We start from the raw sequence: 14,812 nt of genomic DNA, 5'->3' as shown, positions 1-14,812 counted from the left end.
GGCGTGGATCGGTTCGAGGCGATGCGGCTGTTCGCGCGGATCGTGGAGCGGCGCAGCTTCACCCAGGCCGCCGCCGATCTGGATGTGCCCCGATCGACCGCCACCGAGGCCGTGCAGCAGCTCGAGGCGCGGCTGGGCGTGCGGCTGCTCCAGCGCACCACCCGCCAGGTCAGCCCCACCCTGGACGGCGAGGCCTATTACCGGCGCTGCCTCCGCCTGCTGGACGACCTGGAAGAGGCCGAAGGCGCGTTCCGGCAGCGCACCCCGCGCGGCCTGCTGCGGGTGGACGTGCAGGGCGCCCTGGCGCGGCGGTTCGTGCTGCCGGGCCTCCCGGAGTTCCTGGCGGCCTATCCCGAGCTGAAAATCCAGATGACCGAGGGCGACCGCCTGGTCGATCTGGTGCGCGAGGGCGTCGACTGCGTCCTGCGGATCGGCGACCTGACCGACAGCGCCATGGTCGCGCGGCGGGTGGCGCTGCTGCCGGAAGTGACCTGCGCCTCGCCGGCCTATCTGGCGCGGCGGGGGACGCCGAAGGCGCCCTACCATCTTGGCCAGCACCGCATGGTCGGCTTCCTCCAGGCCGGGACGGGCCACGCCCATCCGCTGGAGATCACCGTCGACGGCAAGGTCCGCGAGGTTCCGGTCGAGGCCGACGTGGTGGTGAACTCGGCCGAGAACACCGTGGCCATAGGGCTGCTGGGCCTGGGCCTGATCCAGGTTCCGCGCTACCGGGTCGAGGCGCATCTGGCCGACGGCAGCCTGGTCGAGGTGCTGGCGGGTTATCCCCCGACGCCGACGCCGGTGTCGCTGCTGTACCCGAAGAGCCGCCAGCTCTCGCCGAGGGTGCGGGTGTTCATCGACTGGGTGGCGAAGCGGTTCGGGGACTAGCCCCGCCCCGTCGGATCCCGTGGATCCAACGGCAACCCCGCCGCCTGCCGCGCCTTCAACAACCGCAGCCACCCGTGCAGCGCCTCGCAGTCCAGGCCGTGCATCATCAGCCGATACCCCGCCTGCAGGGTCGACAGCGGCACCAGCGGGTGGCCGTTCTTGACGAAGGACAGGTGGTAGTCCGAGCCCAGGATCTTGGCGATGTAGATCGCCACGGTCTCGTCCAGCTGCAGCGAACCGGCGGCCCGCACGAAGTCGGCGCGCGGCAGGAACAGGGCGTAGAGCGGGGTATAGGCCTCGACCGCCGTCTGGACGTCGATCTTGTTCAGCGGTCCGGCCTGGGTCGCCGGGATCGGGAACGGATCATCCGAGATCATCGAGAAGTCCGGCCGCTCGACCGGCGCCAGGTCTCGCCCTTGCGCCCGCAGGCTGGCGTTCAGCTGGATCACGAAGTTGAAGACGTTGAGGTCGTGCTGCAGGAAGACGTTGTCCTCCAGCGCCTTCAAGGTCGTCGGCCGCAGCGGCACGGTCTCGATGGTCACCGGCCCGGCGTTTGCCTTGATGAACCCCAAGAGCTCCGTGCCGATGTGGAAGTGGCGCATGATCAGCTGGTTGCAGTCCGGCGAGCCGAAGGTCCGCAAGCCCCAGTGGATCAGCCGGTGCAGCGGCCCGTTCCAGTTGGGAAAGCGCGGCGAGATGGCCCGGGCGATCTTCACCAGCAGGAAGAAGCCCAGCAGCGGCGCGCGCATGACCGGGAACAGCCAGCGCCGCGACCAGGTGCGGTTGCCGCGCGCCAGGGCGGCCTTGGCCTCCTCGGCGATCGGCAGGCTCTGGTCGAGATAGAGCGCCAGCCAGGGGTCCGGATCGCGCGGATCGTGCGACGCGACGTCAAAGCCTTCAGCCAATTTGGGGGCGAGTGGGCTCACGCCAGCACCTCCTCGATCTGCAGGGCATAGAGCCGCGCGGTGACCTCGGCGACCTTGACGATCCGCGCCGCGATGGTGGGATCGGGCAGGACCAGGCCCAGCATCCGCTCGAACTCGGCGATGTGCTCGACGTCGTTCTCGCCGTGATAGACGAGGAAGCGCACCGCCTCGTCGGGCAGGGACAGCTGGCTCTGGATCCGCTTGCCCCACTCCAGCGCCTTCATCTGGCCCAGGCCCTCGATGATCCACATCGCGCCCAAGAGGCCGAACGGATCGGGCTTGGACGCCTCATGGAACATCCAGGCCGACAGGGCCTCGGAGCCGATGTTCTTCTCGCCTGCCTGGATCACGGCGAGATCGCCGCCGGTCGCCGCATAGTCGGCCTCCAACAGGCGGAAGTCGCGATGCTCGGTGACGGCATGACGCAGAACCAGCGAGCGCAGTTCCAGGTGCGGCTCGCCGATGTTCGAGGCCGCGCGGGCCATCCACAGCGCGCCGTCCTTCACCTGCTGGCGCAGCGAGACGAGGAAAGCGCGGTAGTCCTCCACTGTCAGCCGCCCGCGCGACATCCGGCCGATGATCGGCGTCGCCTCCAGCCGCTGCTCGAAGCGGGTGAAGACCACCGCCAGGCGGCGCAGCACGTCGGCGACGTCGCAGCCCTCGCTGTTGAGCGTCATCGCGTTCATCCCACCACCTCCAGCATCATGAAACCCACGAAGGCGCGGCCGCTTTCGGGCACTACGCACAGGATCTTCTGGCCAGGCTTGGCGCGGCCGGAGCGCATGAACTCGTCCAGCATCACCCAGATCGATGCCGAGCCGACATTGCCCACGGTCGGCAGGTTCGAGAACCACTTCTCGCGCGGGATCATGCCGGCGGTGCTTTCCAGCAGGCCGACGATCTCCTCCCGCAGCGACTCCGCCGAGTAGTGGCACAGCAGCCAGTCGATCTCGTTTGGCACGATGCGGCCCTGGTCGACCTTCTCCAGATAGACGCCGACCCAGGCGCGGATCACCTGCTTGAGCAGGTCGAAGTCCTGCAGCAGGGCGATGCCGCCGTCCGCATGGGCCTTGAGCGGAGCCGAGAAGCCCCAGGTCGCCAGCGCCTCGGACCGATCCTTCGGCGGCGCCCCGGCCCACATGCAGGGGGTGAAGGCGCCGGCCAGGGAGGTCAGGTCGATGAAGTCGATCTTCAGCGACAACCCTCGCGGCGCGGGCTTCGGCTCCACCACTACCGCCCCCGCCCCGTCCGACAGGGTGAAGCGCAGGATGTCGGCCTCGGGCGCCAGGCGCCCCTTGTCGTCGACCAGGGCCGAGCCCTCGTAGAATTCCGGCTGGAACCAGCGCGAGGAGACCTCGCCAGCGCAGGCCGTGGCGACCTTGTGCTCGCCGCAGGCCACCGCCAGGAACGCCGACTTGGCGGCCATCAGGGCGCTGCCGCACACCGACTGGAAGCTGGCGATCTCCAGCGGCTCACCGCCCAGCTCGCCATGCACCGTCGCCGCGTGGCCGGGGACGATGTAGTCGCCTTGCGTCGTGGCGGCGGCCAGGAACGACAGGTCCCGGCGCTCCAGGCCCGCATCGGCGAGCGCCGCCGTCACCGCCTTGGCGCACAGGCCGGCGTTGCTGTCGGTCGGCTGGCCTTGCGCGTCGCGGGCGTAGTGGCGGGTCTTGACCCCGTTCCAGCGCAGGGCGCGGCGGCCCATGGCGCTGGGGCGTCCGCCCACTCGTCCCAGATAGTCCTCCATCCGGTCGTTGGGCACCGGCGCGCCGGGCAACACAGCCCCGCAGCCAGTGATGAAAACGTCGTCGAGCCTCGCCATAAACGAGTCCTCGGTGGATACAGTCGCAACCTATCGGCGCGCCCCGAAGATTGCAAGTGAGTACTCACTTACATTCTCGTGATCGACCTCTTTCGGGAGCCGCACCCCGGTTCACGCGCTTTCAGGAGCGTCATGACTTCATTGAGTCGCTTCATCGACGCCCAGATCAGCACGTACGAGACGGCGCTGGCGGAACTGCGTCGCGGCCAGAAGACCGGTCACTGGATGTGGTTCGTGTTCCCGCAGATCGCGGGCCTGGGCCGCAGCCCGACGGCCCGGTTCTATGCGATCGCCGACCTCGCCGAAGCCCGCGCCTATCTCGCCCATCCGGTGCTGGGCCCGCGCCTGGTCGAGGCGGTAGACGCCATCAACGCCCTCCCCGGCCACGACGCCCACGCCGTGTTCGGCTCGCCGGACGACATGAAGCTGCGGTCGAGCCTGACGTTGTTCCGGACGGCCGATCCGGAAGAGCCGGCCTTTCAGCAGGCGCTGGACAAGTACTTCGGCGGAGAGGCGGATGGGCAGACGGTGGGGCGGTTAGCCTCTACTTAAGGCTGCGCCACTACTCAGGACTCTCCCGCCGGATCGACGATCCGCACCTGCCCGGTAGCGTCATGAGATTTCCGTCCGTCCTCGCCCTCGCCGCCTCGGCCCTGCTGCTGGCGGGTTGCGGACCAAAGACCATCAAGTCGATGTTCTTCCCCGAGCGCTACTCGGCGGTCAGCCAGGTCGCCTTCGCCGGGCAGGAGGAGCCGCAGGCGCTGCCCGTGCGCTGCACGCATGTCGATCAGAGCGACAGCATCGCCTTCAACCACATCACTTCCTACGATTCAGAGCATCACTGGGCGAAGCGGGCCGACGGCTCGATCCTGATCGTCGGTGATCTGCTTCCCTGCCGCTTCAGCCGGGCCGGCGGCGGGGAAGAGCAGCAGGTCTCGCTCACCTCGGGCCCGGACGGCCGGAACGGCTATGGCCAGGACAGCATGCTGTTCGACAGCGCCGAGGCGCCAAACCGCCTGCTGTCGCTATCGACCACGGCTGTGATGGACCCTCGTAACGGCTATGTCCGCTGGGCCAATACGCGGCGGTTGGAAGGCGGACGCCGCGGCGGTCACGACACGCTGCGCGACGCCTTTCCGGGGCTTTCCCTGGTCGTCATGAAGGACTCCGGGTCGAACGGAATTGGACCCAGCCGGATCGGTTCGATCGGCTTCTCGGGCCTCTCGGCCCGGGTCTATCGCCTGAGCGGCGAGTCCGGGTGCGGACCAGGGTCCAAGTCGGGCTGGGTCAAGCTGCCTGAGGACACGCGCTGCTGGAGTCTACCGTCCTGCACGCACCAGGCCGGTGCGCCCTTGGGGCCGTGCAGAGAGGATCTCGGCATGCTGGAGCCTTTGCCGTCCGAAGACTATTCACGCCTTAGCCTCGATCCCGGCAAGTTCCAGAATCCGGCGGTCAACGAGGTCCTGTGGCGCAACGGGATGATCGCCGCCAGGACGGGCGCGACAGAGGAAAACCAGGAATGGCGTCCCGAAATCTGCCTCGAGGACTACTGCGCTCCGGCCCCGGCGTCGCATCTCTATCTATACGCGCCGAACCGGCGTCTCGTGGTGGATATCGCATTGGTGAGCCACCAGTTCACCCGGCACTATTTCTATAGCAGCCACTGACATCGTCTCTCCGAAGGAAGAGGCGCGGCAGAAATTCCAGTGAACACAATCATTTACCACCCCCTATCCAGAAACGGATAACCCCTCCGCAGGAACGGTGTTTGAAGCGCGACAGGCGTCGCCGCTATCTCCTGGCGCAACGACAAGCCAAGGACTTCCGCCGTCATGCGCCTCTTCTACGACCCGGCCTCGACCACCAGCCGCGCGGTGACCCTGTTCGCCGCCGACGCGGGGATCGCGCTCGATCTCGTCTATGTCGACCTGGCGCACGGCGAGCATCACGCCACCGACTTCGCCGCCCTCAATCCGAACCTGCAGGTGCCGGTGCTGGACGATGACGGCTTCATCCTGACCGAGTGCGCGGCGATCCTGCGCTACCTGGCCGCCCAGGCCGGCTCGCCCGCCTACCCGACCGACCGCAAGGCGCGGGCCGTGGTCGATGCGCGGCTGGACTGGTTCAATACCGGCTTCGCCCGCGATGCGGGCTACGGCCTGGTCTATCCGGTCCTGATGCCGGACATGCGCCCGGCTCAGGCCGAGGCCGCCGCCCAACTCGCCCACCGCGCCCGGCAGAAGACCGAGACCTGGCTGGCCGTCCTGGACCGCCACTGGATCGGCGATCGCGGCTTCGTGGCTGGCGAGCGCATCACCATCGCCGACTATTTCGGCGCGGCCTATGTGAGCCTGCTGGAGATCGTCGGCTTCGACCTGACGCCCTATCCGGCGGTCAGCCGCTGGATGGCGACCCTGCGGCGCCTGCCGCACTGGGCCGAGTGCTACGCCGCCTATGACGGCCTGCTCTCGGCGATCCGCTCCAAGAGCGTGACCGCATGAGGCCACGCACCGCCTGACCCCAGGCCCGGCGGCGCCTAGCGCCGCCCTGACCCTTTCACCTCGACCCCGGACCGACGTCGGCGGCGTGAGCCGTCGCGCCCGTTCGCCTGCGCTCCGTCCCGCCCCTCCGGCGCGACGGGAAGGCGTCGTGCGGCCCGGTTTCCCCAAAAGCAGCAACGAACTCAAAGGACCAACCACCATGACGACCTACACCGGAACCGCCGGCGACGACCAATTCCAGGGCGGGGCGGACATCGACACCGCGCGCGGGATGGGCGGCAACGACCTGCTCAGCGGCGGCGGCGGCAACGACGCCCTCTATGGCGACGATGGCGCCGACGTTCTCTACGGCGACGACGGCGAGGACTATCTCTATGCCGGCGGGACCAACGACAACGACGGTTATGTCGACAAGCTCTATGGCGGCGCCGGCTTCGACCGCCTGTACGGGGGCATCGGCGACCAGCTGGACGGCGGGGCCGACGGGGCCCAGGGCGACTACGCCTATCTGAACCTGACGGGCCTGACCTCGTCGGTGATCCTGGACCTCAACGCCACCGGCGTGCAGTCGATCACCGGCGGCGGCAGCCTGGTGAATGTCGAGCAGCTGGAGGTGTGGTCGGGCGCGGGCTCGGACCGCATCAAGGGCGGCGCGGTCGACGACAAGTTCCACGGCGGCGCGGGCCATGACGCTCTCTATGGCGGGGCCGGCGGCGACTACATCTACGGCCAGGCCGACAACGACACCCTGCGCGGCGAAGGCGGCTCGGACACCCTGCGCGGCGACGCCGGCCACGACCGCCTGATCGGCGGCGACGGCGACGACAGCCTGACCGGCGACCAGGACCTGGAGGCCACGGGCGACGGCAACGACCAGCTGGACGGCGGGGCAGGCAGCGACAACCTCTATGGCAACGCCGGAAACGACATCCTGATCGGCGGCGCGGGCGACGACATCATGACCGGCGGGGCTGGCGCCGACCGCTTCGCCTTCTCGGGCTTCGGGCAAGGCAACGACCTGGTCCGCGACTTCTCCAAGGCCGAGGACCGCTTCGACCTGGACGGCAAGGCCTTCACCGGCGCGGCCAGCGACGGCAATGGCGGCACGCTCCTGACCTATGACGGCGGGACCATCCGCGTGGAGAAGGTCACCGGGACCCTGGCCGAGTTCAACGCCCTGGTGACGACCGGCGCCAACACCCTGGTGCGCCTCACCAACGCCTTCGACAACCTGCTGCGCTACGCCCCAGCCACCGATACGGACCGCGCCTATGTCCAGGGCCTGACCGACAAGGTCGCCTCGGGTCAGATGACCGAGGCCAATGCGCTGAAGGCGATCATCAACATGGCCGACGCCACGGCCGCCGTGGCCACGACCTCGTACCAGTTCTTCACCGGCCACACGCCCGGCGAGGCAGGCATGGACTATCTGGTGTCGCCGATCGGACCCAATCCGAACAACCTCAACTCGGCCTACTACCAGACCTTCAACGCCGAGAACCGCTACATCAATTTCGCGGTCAATCTGGGTCGCGACGGCGCGGGGTCGGCGGCGTTCGCAACCGAATACGGGACCAAGACCCTGTTCGAGGCCACTCGCACCGCCTACGCCAAGATCTTCGGATCAACGCCGACCGACGCCAAGGTCCACGCCCTGATCGACGACCGAGCCGATTATTTCGCCTCGTACGGCAAGACCGACATCGGCACGAAGGCGGCCATGGTCGGCTGGCTGCTGGCCGAGGCGATGAAGGCCGACGTCGGCCAGTATGCCGGGTCCAGCAACGCCTACTTCACCGACCTGGCCGACGGCGCTTCGTTCGCGGTCGACCTGATCGGGACCTACGGCAAGCCCGAATACAATCTCTGACGCGAAGGGGCGCCGGCCTTCCTTCTCTCTGTCGGCGCCCCGCGTTCGAGGGCCGCGCTTCCCCCCGGAGCGCGGCCGTTCTCGCGTCAGCCCAGCGCGTTGGCGCCGCGCCGGTGGATGGCCGTCATGTGAGCGACGAAGAAGTCGATGAAGGCGCGGGTGTGGGGCGTGTGACGAACATCCTCGCGGGTGATGATCCAGACCTCGCTGGGCGCGTCCTCCAGGGCCGGCAGGCAGGGCACGAGGTCGTCGGCGGCCGCCACGACCTGTTCGGGCAACAGGGCGATGCCCGCCCCGCTCCGCGCGAAGCCCAGCAGCGCCCGCATGGTCGGCGCGCGGATCGCGAAGTCCCCGCAGAGCTCCCCGTAGCGCCGCAGCGGCGCGGCGGCCGCCAGCTGCCCCTCGGCCCCGATCATCTTGTGCTGGCCCAGCTCGCTCCAGCTGGCCGGAGCCCCGTTCGCCGCCAGATAGTCGCGGCTGCAGCAGCCCTGCCAGAAGACTTCGCCGACCTTGCGCGCGATCAGGCTGGGATCGGTCGGACGCGGCCCGGCGCGCACGGCGACGTCGGCCTCGCCGGCGCCGATGTCCAGGAAGGCGTCGGTGAAGATCGTCTCGATCTTGACCCCCGGATGCCGCTCCATGAACCGCGCCAGCGGGGCCACCGTGATCGGATCGGCGCCCTCGGGCGGCATGGTGAAGCGGATCACGCCCGACAGCTGGCGCTTGGCCGTCTCGGCCGCCTCGCCGATGGCCAGCATCGCCGTCTCGGCCGTCTTGGCCAGCTCGACCAGGGCCTCGCCCTGGTTGGTCAGGCTATAGCCCTGGGCCCGGCGTTCGAACAGCTTCAGCCCCAACGCCGCCTCCAGCGCGTCGATGCGCCGGGTGACGGTGGACTGGCTGCTGCCCACCACCTCGGCGGCCGCCAGCGACGTGCCGGCGCGCGCGACCGCGAGCAGGAAACGGATATCACCCCATTCGAACATTCGGCCCCTCCGCCCCTATCCATAAACGGATAACGGCGTTGCAGGAACGGTGTTTGATGCCCGGCCGCGCGGCGTCTAATCGGCGGTCGAGACAACCCCTTGGAGGCGGCCCGCATGGCGCTCTGGAAAAAGATCCTGATCGGCGTCACCGCCCTGCCCCTCGTGATGGTCGGCATCCTGGCCGCCATGACCTTCGAGCACCGCGTCCGCCGGTTCGACACGCCGCTGCCGGTCGTGCGCGTCCCCGTCAGCCAGGGCGACGCCGCCGAGGGCAAGCGCATCGGCATGGTCTTCGGGTGCCTGGCCTGCCACAACCCGAACGGGGCCGGCCGGGTGATGATCGAGGACCCGGCGCTGGGCCGCATCGCCGCGCCGAACCTGACCAAGGTCGTCCCGAACTATACCGACGCCGAGTTCGTCCGCCTGCTGCGTAGCGGCGTACGCCACAACGGGGCCTCGACCATCGTCATGCCGACCCGCTCGTTCGGCAGCCTGGCCGACCAGGACATCGCCTCGGTGCTGCGCTACCTGCGCTCGCTGCCGCCGACGCCGGACAACGCCAAGCTCTCCATGCGCTGGGGCCCCGTGGGCATGATCGCCCTCGCCACCGGCGGCGTCCCGCTGAGCGCCACCCAGGCCGTCGACGCCAAGCCGCCGCTGCAACGGCCGATGTCGGGCCCGACCAACGGTGACTACTGGATCAACACCACCTGCACCCACTGCCACGCCCTGGACGAGCCCCACCCGATCGGCGACGGCAAGACCGTCGCCCCGCCCCTGCGCGCCGTGGTCACCGCCTATAGCGAGGACGAGCTGGTCCGCATGTTCCGCACCGGCCGCTCGCTGGGCGGCGCGCCGCTCGGGGTGATGAGCTACGTCGTCAAGGACGCCGGCTTCCTCACCGACCAGGAGATCCGCAACATCCACAAGGCGCTCGCGCCGGAGCGGGGAGCCGCGCCGAAGTCCTAGAGGGCCGATAGAGCTCCTGCCGCCAGTCTGCTGCCACTCCCCGTCAGCAGGCCCTCTAGCCGAGACGCGCGCGGGTCCCTAACTTGAGGCCATGCCTTCTCGCGACAATTCCGGCGTTTCCGACGTCTCCGCGCCCTTCATCATGGACACGGTCCAGGACGTCGCCGACGGCGTCATGCCCATGCTCTGGACCCCGCACCGGCCGTCGCGGCCGGACAAGTCCGAGGGCGGCAAGAAGTTCAAGCTGGTCAGCGACTACCAGCCCGCCGGCGACCAGCCGACGGCCATCGCCGAGCTGGTCGAGGGGATCAACAACCGCGACCAGGACCAGGTGCTGCTGGGCGTCACCGGCTCGGGCAAGACCTTCACCATGGCCCAGGTCATCGAGCGCACCCAGCGCCCGGCGCTGATCCTGGCGCCGAACAAGACCCTGGCCGCCCAGCTCTATAGCGAGATGAAGGGGTTCTTCCCCGAGAATGCGGTCGAGTACTTCGTCAGCTACTACGACTACTACCAGCCCGAAGCCTACGTGCCCCGGACCGACACCTATATCGAGAAGGACTCGTCGATTAACGAGCAGATCGACCGGATGCGCCACTCGGCCACCCGGGCGATCCTGGAGCGCGACGACGTCATCGTCGTGGCCTCGGTGTCTTGCATCTACGGCATCGGCTCGGTCGAGACCTACACCGCCATGACCTTCACCCTGGAGGTCGGGCAGAAGGTCGACGAGAAGCAGTTGATCGCCGACCTGGTGGCCCAGCAGTACAAGCGCAACGAGATGGCCTTCGAGCGCGGCACGTTCCGCCGTCGCGGCGACACCATCGAGATCTTCCCCGCCCACTACGAGGACCGCGCCTGGCGCGTGACCATGTTCGGCGACGAGGTTGAGGCGATCTCCGAGTTCGACACCCTGACCGGCAAGAAGACGTCCGACCTGGAGACCATCAAGGTCTACGCCAACAGCCACCACGTCACCCCGCGCCCGACCCTGCGCCAGGCGATCATCGCCATCCGCGCCGAGCTGAAGGAGCGGCTGGCCTGGATGATCGAGAACGGCAAGCTGCTGGAGGCCCAGCGCCTGGAGCAGCGGACGACCTTCGACCTGGAGATGATCGAGACCACCGGCTCGTGCGCCGGCATCGAGAACTACAGCCGCTACCTGTCGGGCCGCCGGCCGGGCGAGCCGCCGCCGACCTTCTTCGAATATATCCCCGACAACGCCCTGCTGTTCACCGACGAGAGCCACCAGACGGTTCCGCAGATCGGCGCCATGTACAAGGGCGACCGGAACCGCAAATGGACGCTCGCCGAGTACGGCTTCCGCCTGCCCTCGGCCCTGGATAACCGCCCCCTCAAGTTCGAGGAGTGGGACGCCATGCGCCCGCAGTCGGTGCACGTCTCGGCCACGCCCGCCAACTGGGAGATGGAGCGGGCCGGCGGCGTCTTCGCCGAGCAAGTCATCCGCCCCACCGGCCTGATCGACCCGCCGGTCGAGGTGCGTCCGGTCTCCAAGGACAACGCCTCCCAGGTCGACGACGTGGTCGACGAGATCCGCCAGACCATCGCCAAGGGCTACCGCACCCTGGTCACCGTCCTGACCAAGAAGATGGCCGAGGACCTGACCGAGTACCTCAACGAGCAGGGCATCAAGGTCCGCTACATGCACAGCGACGTCGATACGCTGGAGCGCATCGAGATCATCCGCGAGCTGCGGATGGGCAAGATCGACGTGCTGGTCGGCATCAACCTGCTGCGCGAGGGCCTGGACATTCCCGAGTGCGGCTTCGTGGCCATTCTCGACGCCGACAAGGAAGGCTTCCTCCGCTCGGAGACCTCGCTGATCCAGACCATCGGCCGGGCGGCGCGGAACGTCGACGGCAAGGTCGTGCTCTATGCCGACCGGATCACCGGCTCGATGGAACGGGCGATGGCCGAGACCTCCCGCCGCCGCGAGAAGCAGCACGCCTACAATCTCGAGCACGGCATCACGCCCGAGAGCGTCAAGCGCGACATCAAGGACATCCTCAACAGCCCCTACGAGCGCGGCGACCGCGTCCTGGTGCCGATGGGCATGTCCGAGACCGACGACCGCCCGTTCAGCGGCGACAACTTCAAGGCCGCGCTCAAGGACCTGGAGGCCAAGATGCGCGAGGCCGCGGCGAACCTGGAGTTCGAAACCGCCGCCAGACTGCGCGACGAGATCAAGCGCATGAAGCTGATGGATCTCGAGTTCGCCAACGAGGTGCTCTCGGCGACGGGCGACGAGGTCGACAAGTCCGCGCCGAAACGGATCCGGGCGGAGATCCGCCAGGAGAAAGCCGAGGAGTTCAGGAAGAAGCGGCGGTAGGGAGCGAGGCTGCGAGACACAAATCCTCCCCCCAAGGGGGAGGTGGCCGAAGGCCGGAGGGGGAAGTTCCGCTGAGCTTGCCTCTTCCCCCTCCGTCGGCTTCGCCGACACCTCCCCCGCTAGGGGGAGGATTTGACGCGGCGTCAGCCGCCCACGATCTCCACCCCAGAAATCCGCGCCCCGAACCCCTTCCCCAGCGGCGCGGCCGCCATCACTCCGAGCTCCACCGCCGCCCCCATCGGCAGGTAGCCGTATCGGTCATCCACCCACGCGCCATCCCCCGCCGCGTGCGAGCACACCAGCGTCTGGCCCTTGCGCGTCATCCGCACCCGCACCGCGCGGGCCTCGACCACCGCCGCCGTCCCGTCCGACCAGTCCCGCGTGAAGACGCTGGCCACGTGCGGCCTGCCCTTCAGCCACTCGACGCCGTGCTTGGCCCAGGTCGCCTCGTCCACGCGCACCATCAGCCCGGTCTGGTCCGCGTCGGCGGCGTAGTCGCCGTCCAGCAGCGCGGTGATCTGGAAGTCCCCCGCCTGGCGCCGGAACCAGAAGTGGCCGCTATGGACCACCGGCCCGCCCGCCGTCTTGCGCCAGAAGTCCGTGCCCGGCTCGGCCGCACAATCCAGCGCCCCGTCCTTCCACGACCAGGTCTTCGGCGCGTTCAGCCAGCGCCAGTCGCCCGGCTCGGCGGCGCGCGCCAGGCCCGGCGCGACGAGCGCGGCGGCGGCGGTCAACAGGAGGTCGCGGCGGGGAAGGGTCATGAACGGCTCCGGCAAATTCGAGGCCGTCCCAGCTATTGGCATTCCGCCGTTCGGTAAAGCGCAGTGGTATTATCGAACGCGCCCCCAGCCTTCCCCCTTTGGCCTTCCCCCGATGGCCTTTCCCCAAGAGGCGACGCGCGATAGGCAAGGGACAGGCGCCAGCCCGGCCGCCCCAGGAAACGCCCAAGGGAAACCGCCGCATGGCCGAAGGGTCGCCGCACAACGCTTTGGCCACCACCGACAAGCTGCTGGGCGTGCTGGTCACGGTGGGCCTGGTGACCGGCGGGATCGCGGCGCTGTTCTTCGCCCAGTCGCTGCTGGACCGTCGCGACGCCGCCGTGCTGCGCTCGATCCCCGACGTGCTGATCACCTGGCGCGAGGGCGGGGACCTGTTCTGGCCGATGCTGCTGATCCTGTTCGGTCCCTCGGCCCTGCTGTCCGGCGCCTTCGGCATGGACAAGCGGACCGCCACGCCGGCCGCGCGCAAGACCCGCCAGCTCCTGATCGCCACCGCCGTGGCCAGCGTCGCCACCGGCGTGACCTGGGGCGCCCTGGCCGGCCGCGACGAGGTCGTCGTCGCCACCCCGTTCGGGGTCAGCTGGCTCTATGAGGGCAAGCCGCGCGAATACTGGACCTGGGGCGCGGCCAGCGACGTCGGCCTCGGCTGCGCCACCCTCGCCGATCCGAAGACCCGCGAGACGACCTACGCACTGAACTACGACGTCAGCGTGCCCAGCGGCCGCGTCGCCCCGCTGGTCCGCGACCAGGCGGAAATCCCTCGCCTGCTCACGCGCCTGGCCCCCATCGACCAGACCCTGCGCCTGCGCGGCGTGCCGAGGTTCGCGAGCGTCGATGCGACGTGCCTCGCGCACTACGAGAAGGGCCTGACCCCGGCCGAGACGGCGGCCCTGCGCGCCCTGCTGAGCCGCTGACGCCGGTCGCGCCATGACCGATCCCACCCGGCCCTCGGACGCGGACGAACGCCAGGACGACTCGGTCTCCGCGATGGTCGGTTTCGGCGCCGCGACCGTGGCCGTGATGATCCTCGGCGGCCTCGGCGCCGCCTGGGTCGACAAAGTCGCCTGGGCCCGCGTAGCCGCCGCGACGGAAGCGATCCCCGACCTGCTGGCTTCGTGGCCGGCGGGCGCCACGGACGGCGCCGGCCTGACCTTCATCGCGCTGATCGCGCCGCTGCTCCCGTTGATCCTCAGCTTCCGCCGCCGCGGGAGCGGGGACGCCGGCCTGCCGCTGCCCTACCTGTCGCCGCGATACCGCTGGCCCGCCCTTGGCGTCGCCGCCGCCCTGGTCGCCGGCGCGCTCGCCCTCGACACCCTGAACGCCGGCCGCGACCTCGGCGCCGCCACCGTCTCGGGCGTCGTCTGGCTGCACGACGGCCAGTCGCTGGGCGAAGTCCCCTGGCGCCAGGCCCAGCGCGTCGAGATCGCCTGCTCGGACGGGGCGTTGAGCTACGACGTCGTCTTCGACGATGGCGTCGCGCCCCTCGGCGACGGGGCGAGCGAGAGCGTCGGCCGCTGGATCGACCGCGTCACCGTGGCCGACCAGACGCTGCGAGCCTACGGCGTGGCGCGCGTGCGCGACGCGGAGGAGGCCTGCCTGCGGGGGTATGACGAGGGATTGATACCGTCGGAGCGGGAGCGGTTTCGGGCGGTGGTGGCGGGGTGAGGCTACAAGCTGACAATTTGCCCCCGCCTAACGTGACAACGTCCTTGCTGATAAGCTCC

At 69.1% G+C, this 14,812-nt stretch carries 14 protein-coding genes and 1 pseudogene; 10 read left to right on the top strand and 5 right to left on the bottom strand.

Annotated features, from left to right (window positions below):
* Nucleotides 1-3: 3 nt before the first annotated feature.
* On the top strand, nt 4-888 hold the full coding sequence (locus tag AC07NN_RS03515; protein WP_494637742.1) for a LysR family transcriptional regulator: 885 nt from the start codon (nt 4-6) through the stop codon (nt 886-888).
* Here the strand turns inward: AC07NN_RS03515 and AC07NN_RS03510 are convergent.
* The 3 genes from AC07NN_RS03510 to AC07NN_RS03500 are packed head-to-tail and all read right to left on the bottom strand — an operon-like array spanning nt 885 to nt 3,636.
* Nucleotides 885-1,793 carry a DUF6999 family protein gene (locus AC07NN_RS03510; RefSeq protein ID WP_494638191.1) on the bottom strand — a complete coding sequence of 303 codons (909 nt, stop codon included), beginning with the start codon at nt 1,791-1,793 and terminating at the stop codon, nt 885-887. The genes AC07NN_RS03515 and AC07NN_RS03510 overlap by 4 nt on opposite strands.
* Nucleotides 1,794-1,810: 17 nt before the next feature.
* Entirely contained in the window at nt 1,811-2,500 is a 690-nt protein-coding gene (locus tag AC07NN_RS03505) for an iron-containing redox enzyme family protein (RefSeq protein ID WP_494637741.1), read from the bottom strand.
* On the bottom strand, nt 2,497-3,636 hold the full coding sequence (locus tag AC07NN_RS03500; protein ID WP_494637740.1) for a beta-ketoacyl-ACP synthase III: 1,140 nt from the start codon (nt 3,634-3,636) through the stop codon (nt 2,497-2,499). The genes AC07NN_RS03505 and AC07NN_RS03500 overlap by 4 nt, the downstream gene beginning before the upstream one ends.
* 132 nt (nt 3,637-3,768) lie before the next feature.
* On the opposite strand from AC07NN_RS03500, the gene AC07NN_RS03495 reads away from it, so the two are divergent.
* The 4 genes from AC07NN_RS03495 to AC07NN_RS03480 all read left to right on the top strand — a co-directional run bounded on the left by AC07NN_RS03495 (nt 3,769) and on the right by AC07NN_RS03480 (nt 8,007).
* The gene (locus tag AC07NN_RS03495) at nt 3,769-4,188 is read left to right on the top strand and encodes a DUF1810 domain-containing protein (protein WP_494637739.1); all 420 of its coding nucleotides are present in this window, start codon (nt 3,769-3,771) and stop codon (nt 4,186-4,188) included.
* A 62-nt stretch (nt 4,189-4,250) separates the two neighbouring features.
* The gene (locus AC07NN_RS03490; protein ID WP_494637738.1) at nt 4,251-5,303 is read left to right on the top strand and encodes a hypothetical protein; all 1,053 of its coding nucleotides are present in this window, start codon (nt 4,251-4,253) and stop codon (nt 5,301-5,303) included.
* A gap of 165 nt (nt 5,304-5,468) precedes the next feature.
* Entirely contained in the window at nt 5,469-6,137 is a 669-nt protein-coding gene (locus tag AC07NN_RS03485; RefSeq protein WP_494637737.1) for a glutathione S-transferase family protein, read from the top strand.
* A gap of 199 nt (nt 6,138-6,336) precedes the next feature.
* Nucleotides 6,337-8,007, top strand: coding sequence for a hypothetical protein (locus AC07NN_RS03480; protein WP_494637736.1), 1,671 nt, complete (start codon nt 6,337-6,339; stop codon nt 8,005-8,007).
* A gap of 86 nt (nt 8,008-8,093) precedes the next feature.
* Here the strand turns inward: AC07NN_RS03480 and AC07NN_RS03475 are convergent, their stop codons facing one another.
* Complete coding sequence (locus AC07NN_RS03475) at nt 8,094-8,990, bottom strand: LysR family transcriptional regulator (RefSeq protein ID WP_494637735.1); 897 nt, start codon at nt 8,988-8,990, stop codon at nt 8,094-8,096.
* Between the two features lie 114 nt (nt 8,991-9,104).
* Here AC07NN_RS03475 and AC07NN_RS03470 point away from each other — a divergent pair, with 114 nt between their 5' ends.
* From AC07NN_RS03470 to AC07NN_RS03460, 3 genes and pseudogenes are all read left to right on the top strand, one after another.
* Nucleotides 9,105-9,959 carry a c-type cytochrome gene (locus tag AC07NN_RS03470; RefSeq protein ID WP_494637734.1) on the top strand — a complete coding sequence of 285 codons (855 nt, stop codon included), beginning with the start codon at nt 9,105-9,107 and terminating at the stop codon, nt 9,957-9,959.
* Between the two features lie 91 nt (nt 9,960-10,050).
* The gene (uvrB, locus tag AC07NN_RS03465) at nt 10,051-12,309 is read left to right on the top strand and encodes an excinuclease ABC subunit UvrB (protein ID WP_494637733.1); all 2,259 of its coding nucleotides are present in this window, start codon (nt 10,051-10,053) and stop codon (nt 12,307-12,309) included.
* A 28-nt stretch (nt 12,310-12,337) separates the two neighbouring features.
* Nucleotides 12,338-12,442: pseudogene (locus AC07NN_RS03460) on the top strand (hypothetical protein); the annotation flags it as partial.
* Nucleotides 12,443-12,452: 10 nt separating this feature from the next.
* Here AC07NN_RS03460 and AC07NN_RS03455 read toward each other — a convergent pair.
* Nucleotides 12,453-13,070: a DUF1349 domain-containing protein gene (locus AC07NN_RS03455; protein ID WP_494637732.1), complete on the bottom strand. Its 618-nt coding sequence runs from the start codon at nt 13,068-13,070 to the stop codon at nt 12,453-12,455.
* A 200-nt stretch (nt 13,071-13,270) separates the two neighbouring features.
* Here AC07NN_RS03455 and AC07NN_RS03450 point away from each other — a divergent pair, with 200 nt between their 5' ends.
* Nucleotides 13,271-14,002, top strand: a complete 732-nt coding sequence (locus AC07NN_RS03450) for a hypothetical protein (protein ID WP_494637731.1) — start codon at nt 13,271-13,273, stop codon at nt 14,000-14,002.
* A gap of 13 nt (nt 14,003-14,015) precedes the next feature.
* A complete protein-coding gene (locus tag AC07NN_RS03445) occupies nt 14,016-14,753 on the top strand; it encodes a hypothetical protein (RefSeq protein ID WP_494637730.1) in 738 nt (245 codons plus the stop codon).
* Nucleotides 14,754-14,812: the final 59 nt, after the last annotated feature.

This window comes from Caulobacter sp. GW821-FHT09H08 (genome assembly GCF_059415885.1).
The sequence above is the reverse complement of the archived record's forward strand: the minus strand, read 5'-3'. Positions and strand labels throughout refer to the sequence as shown.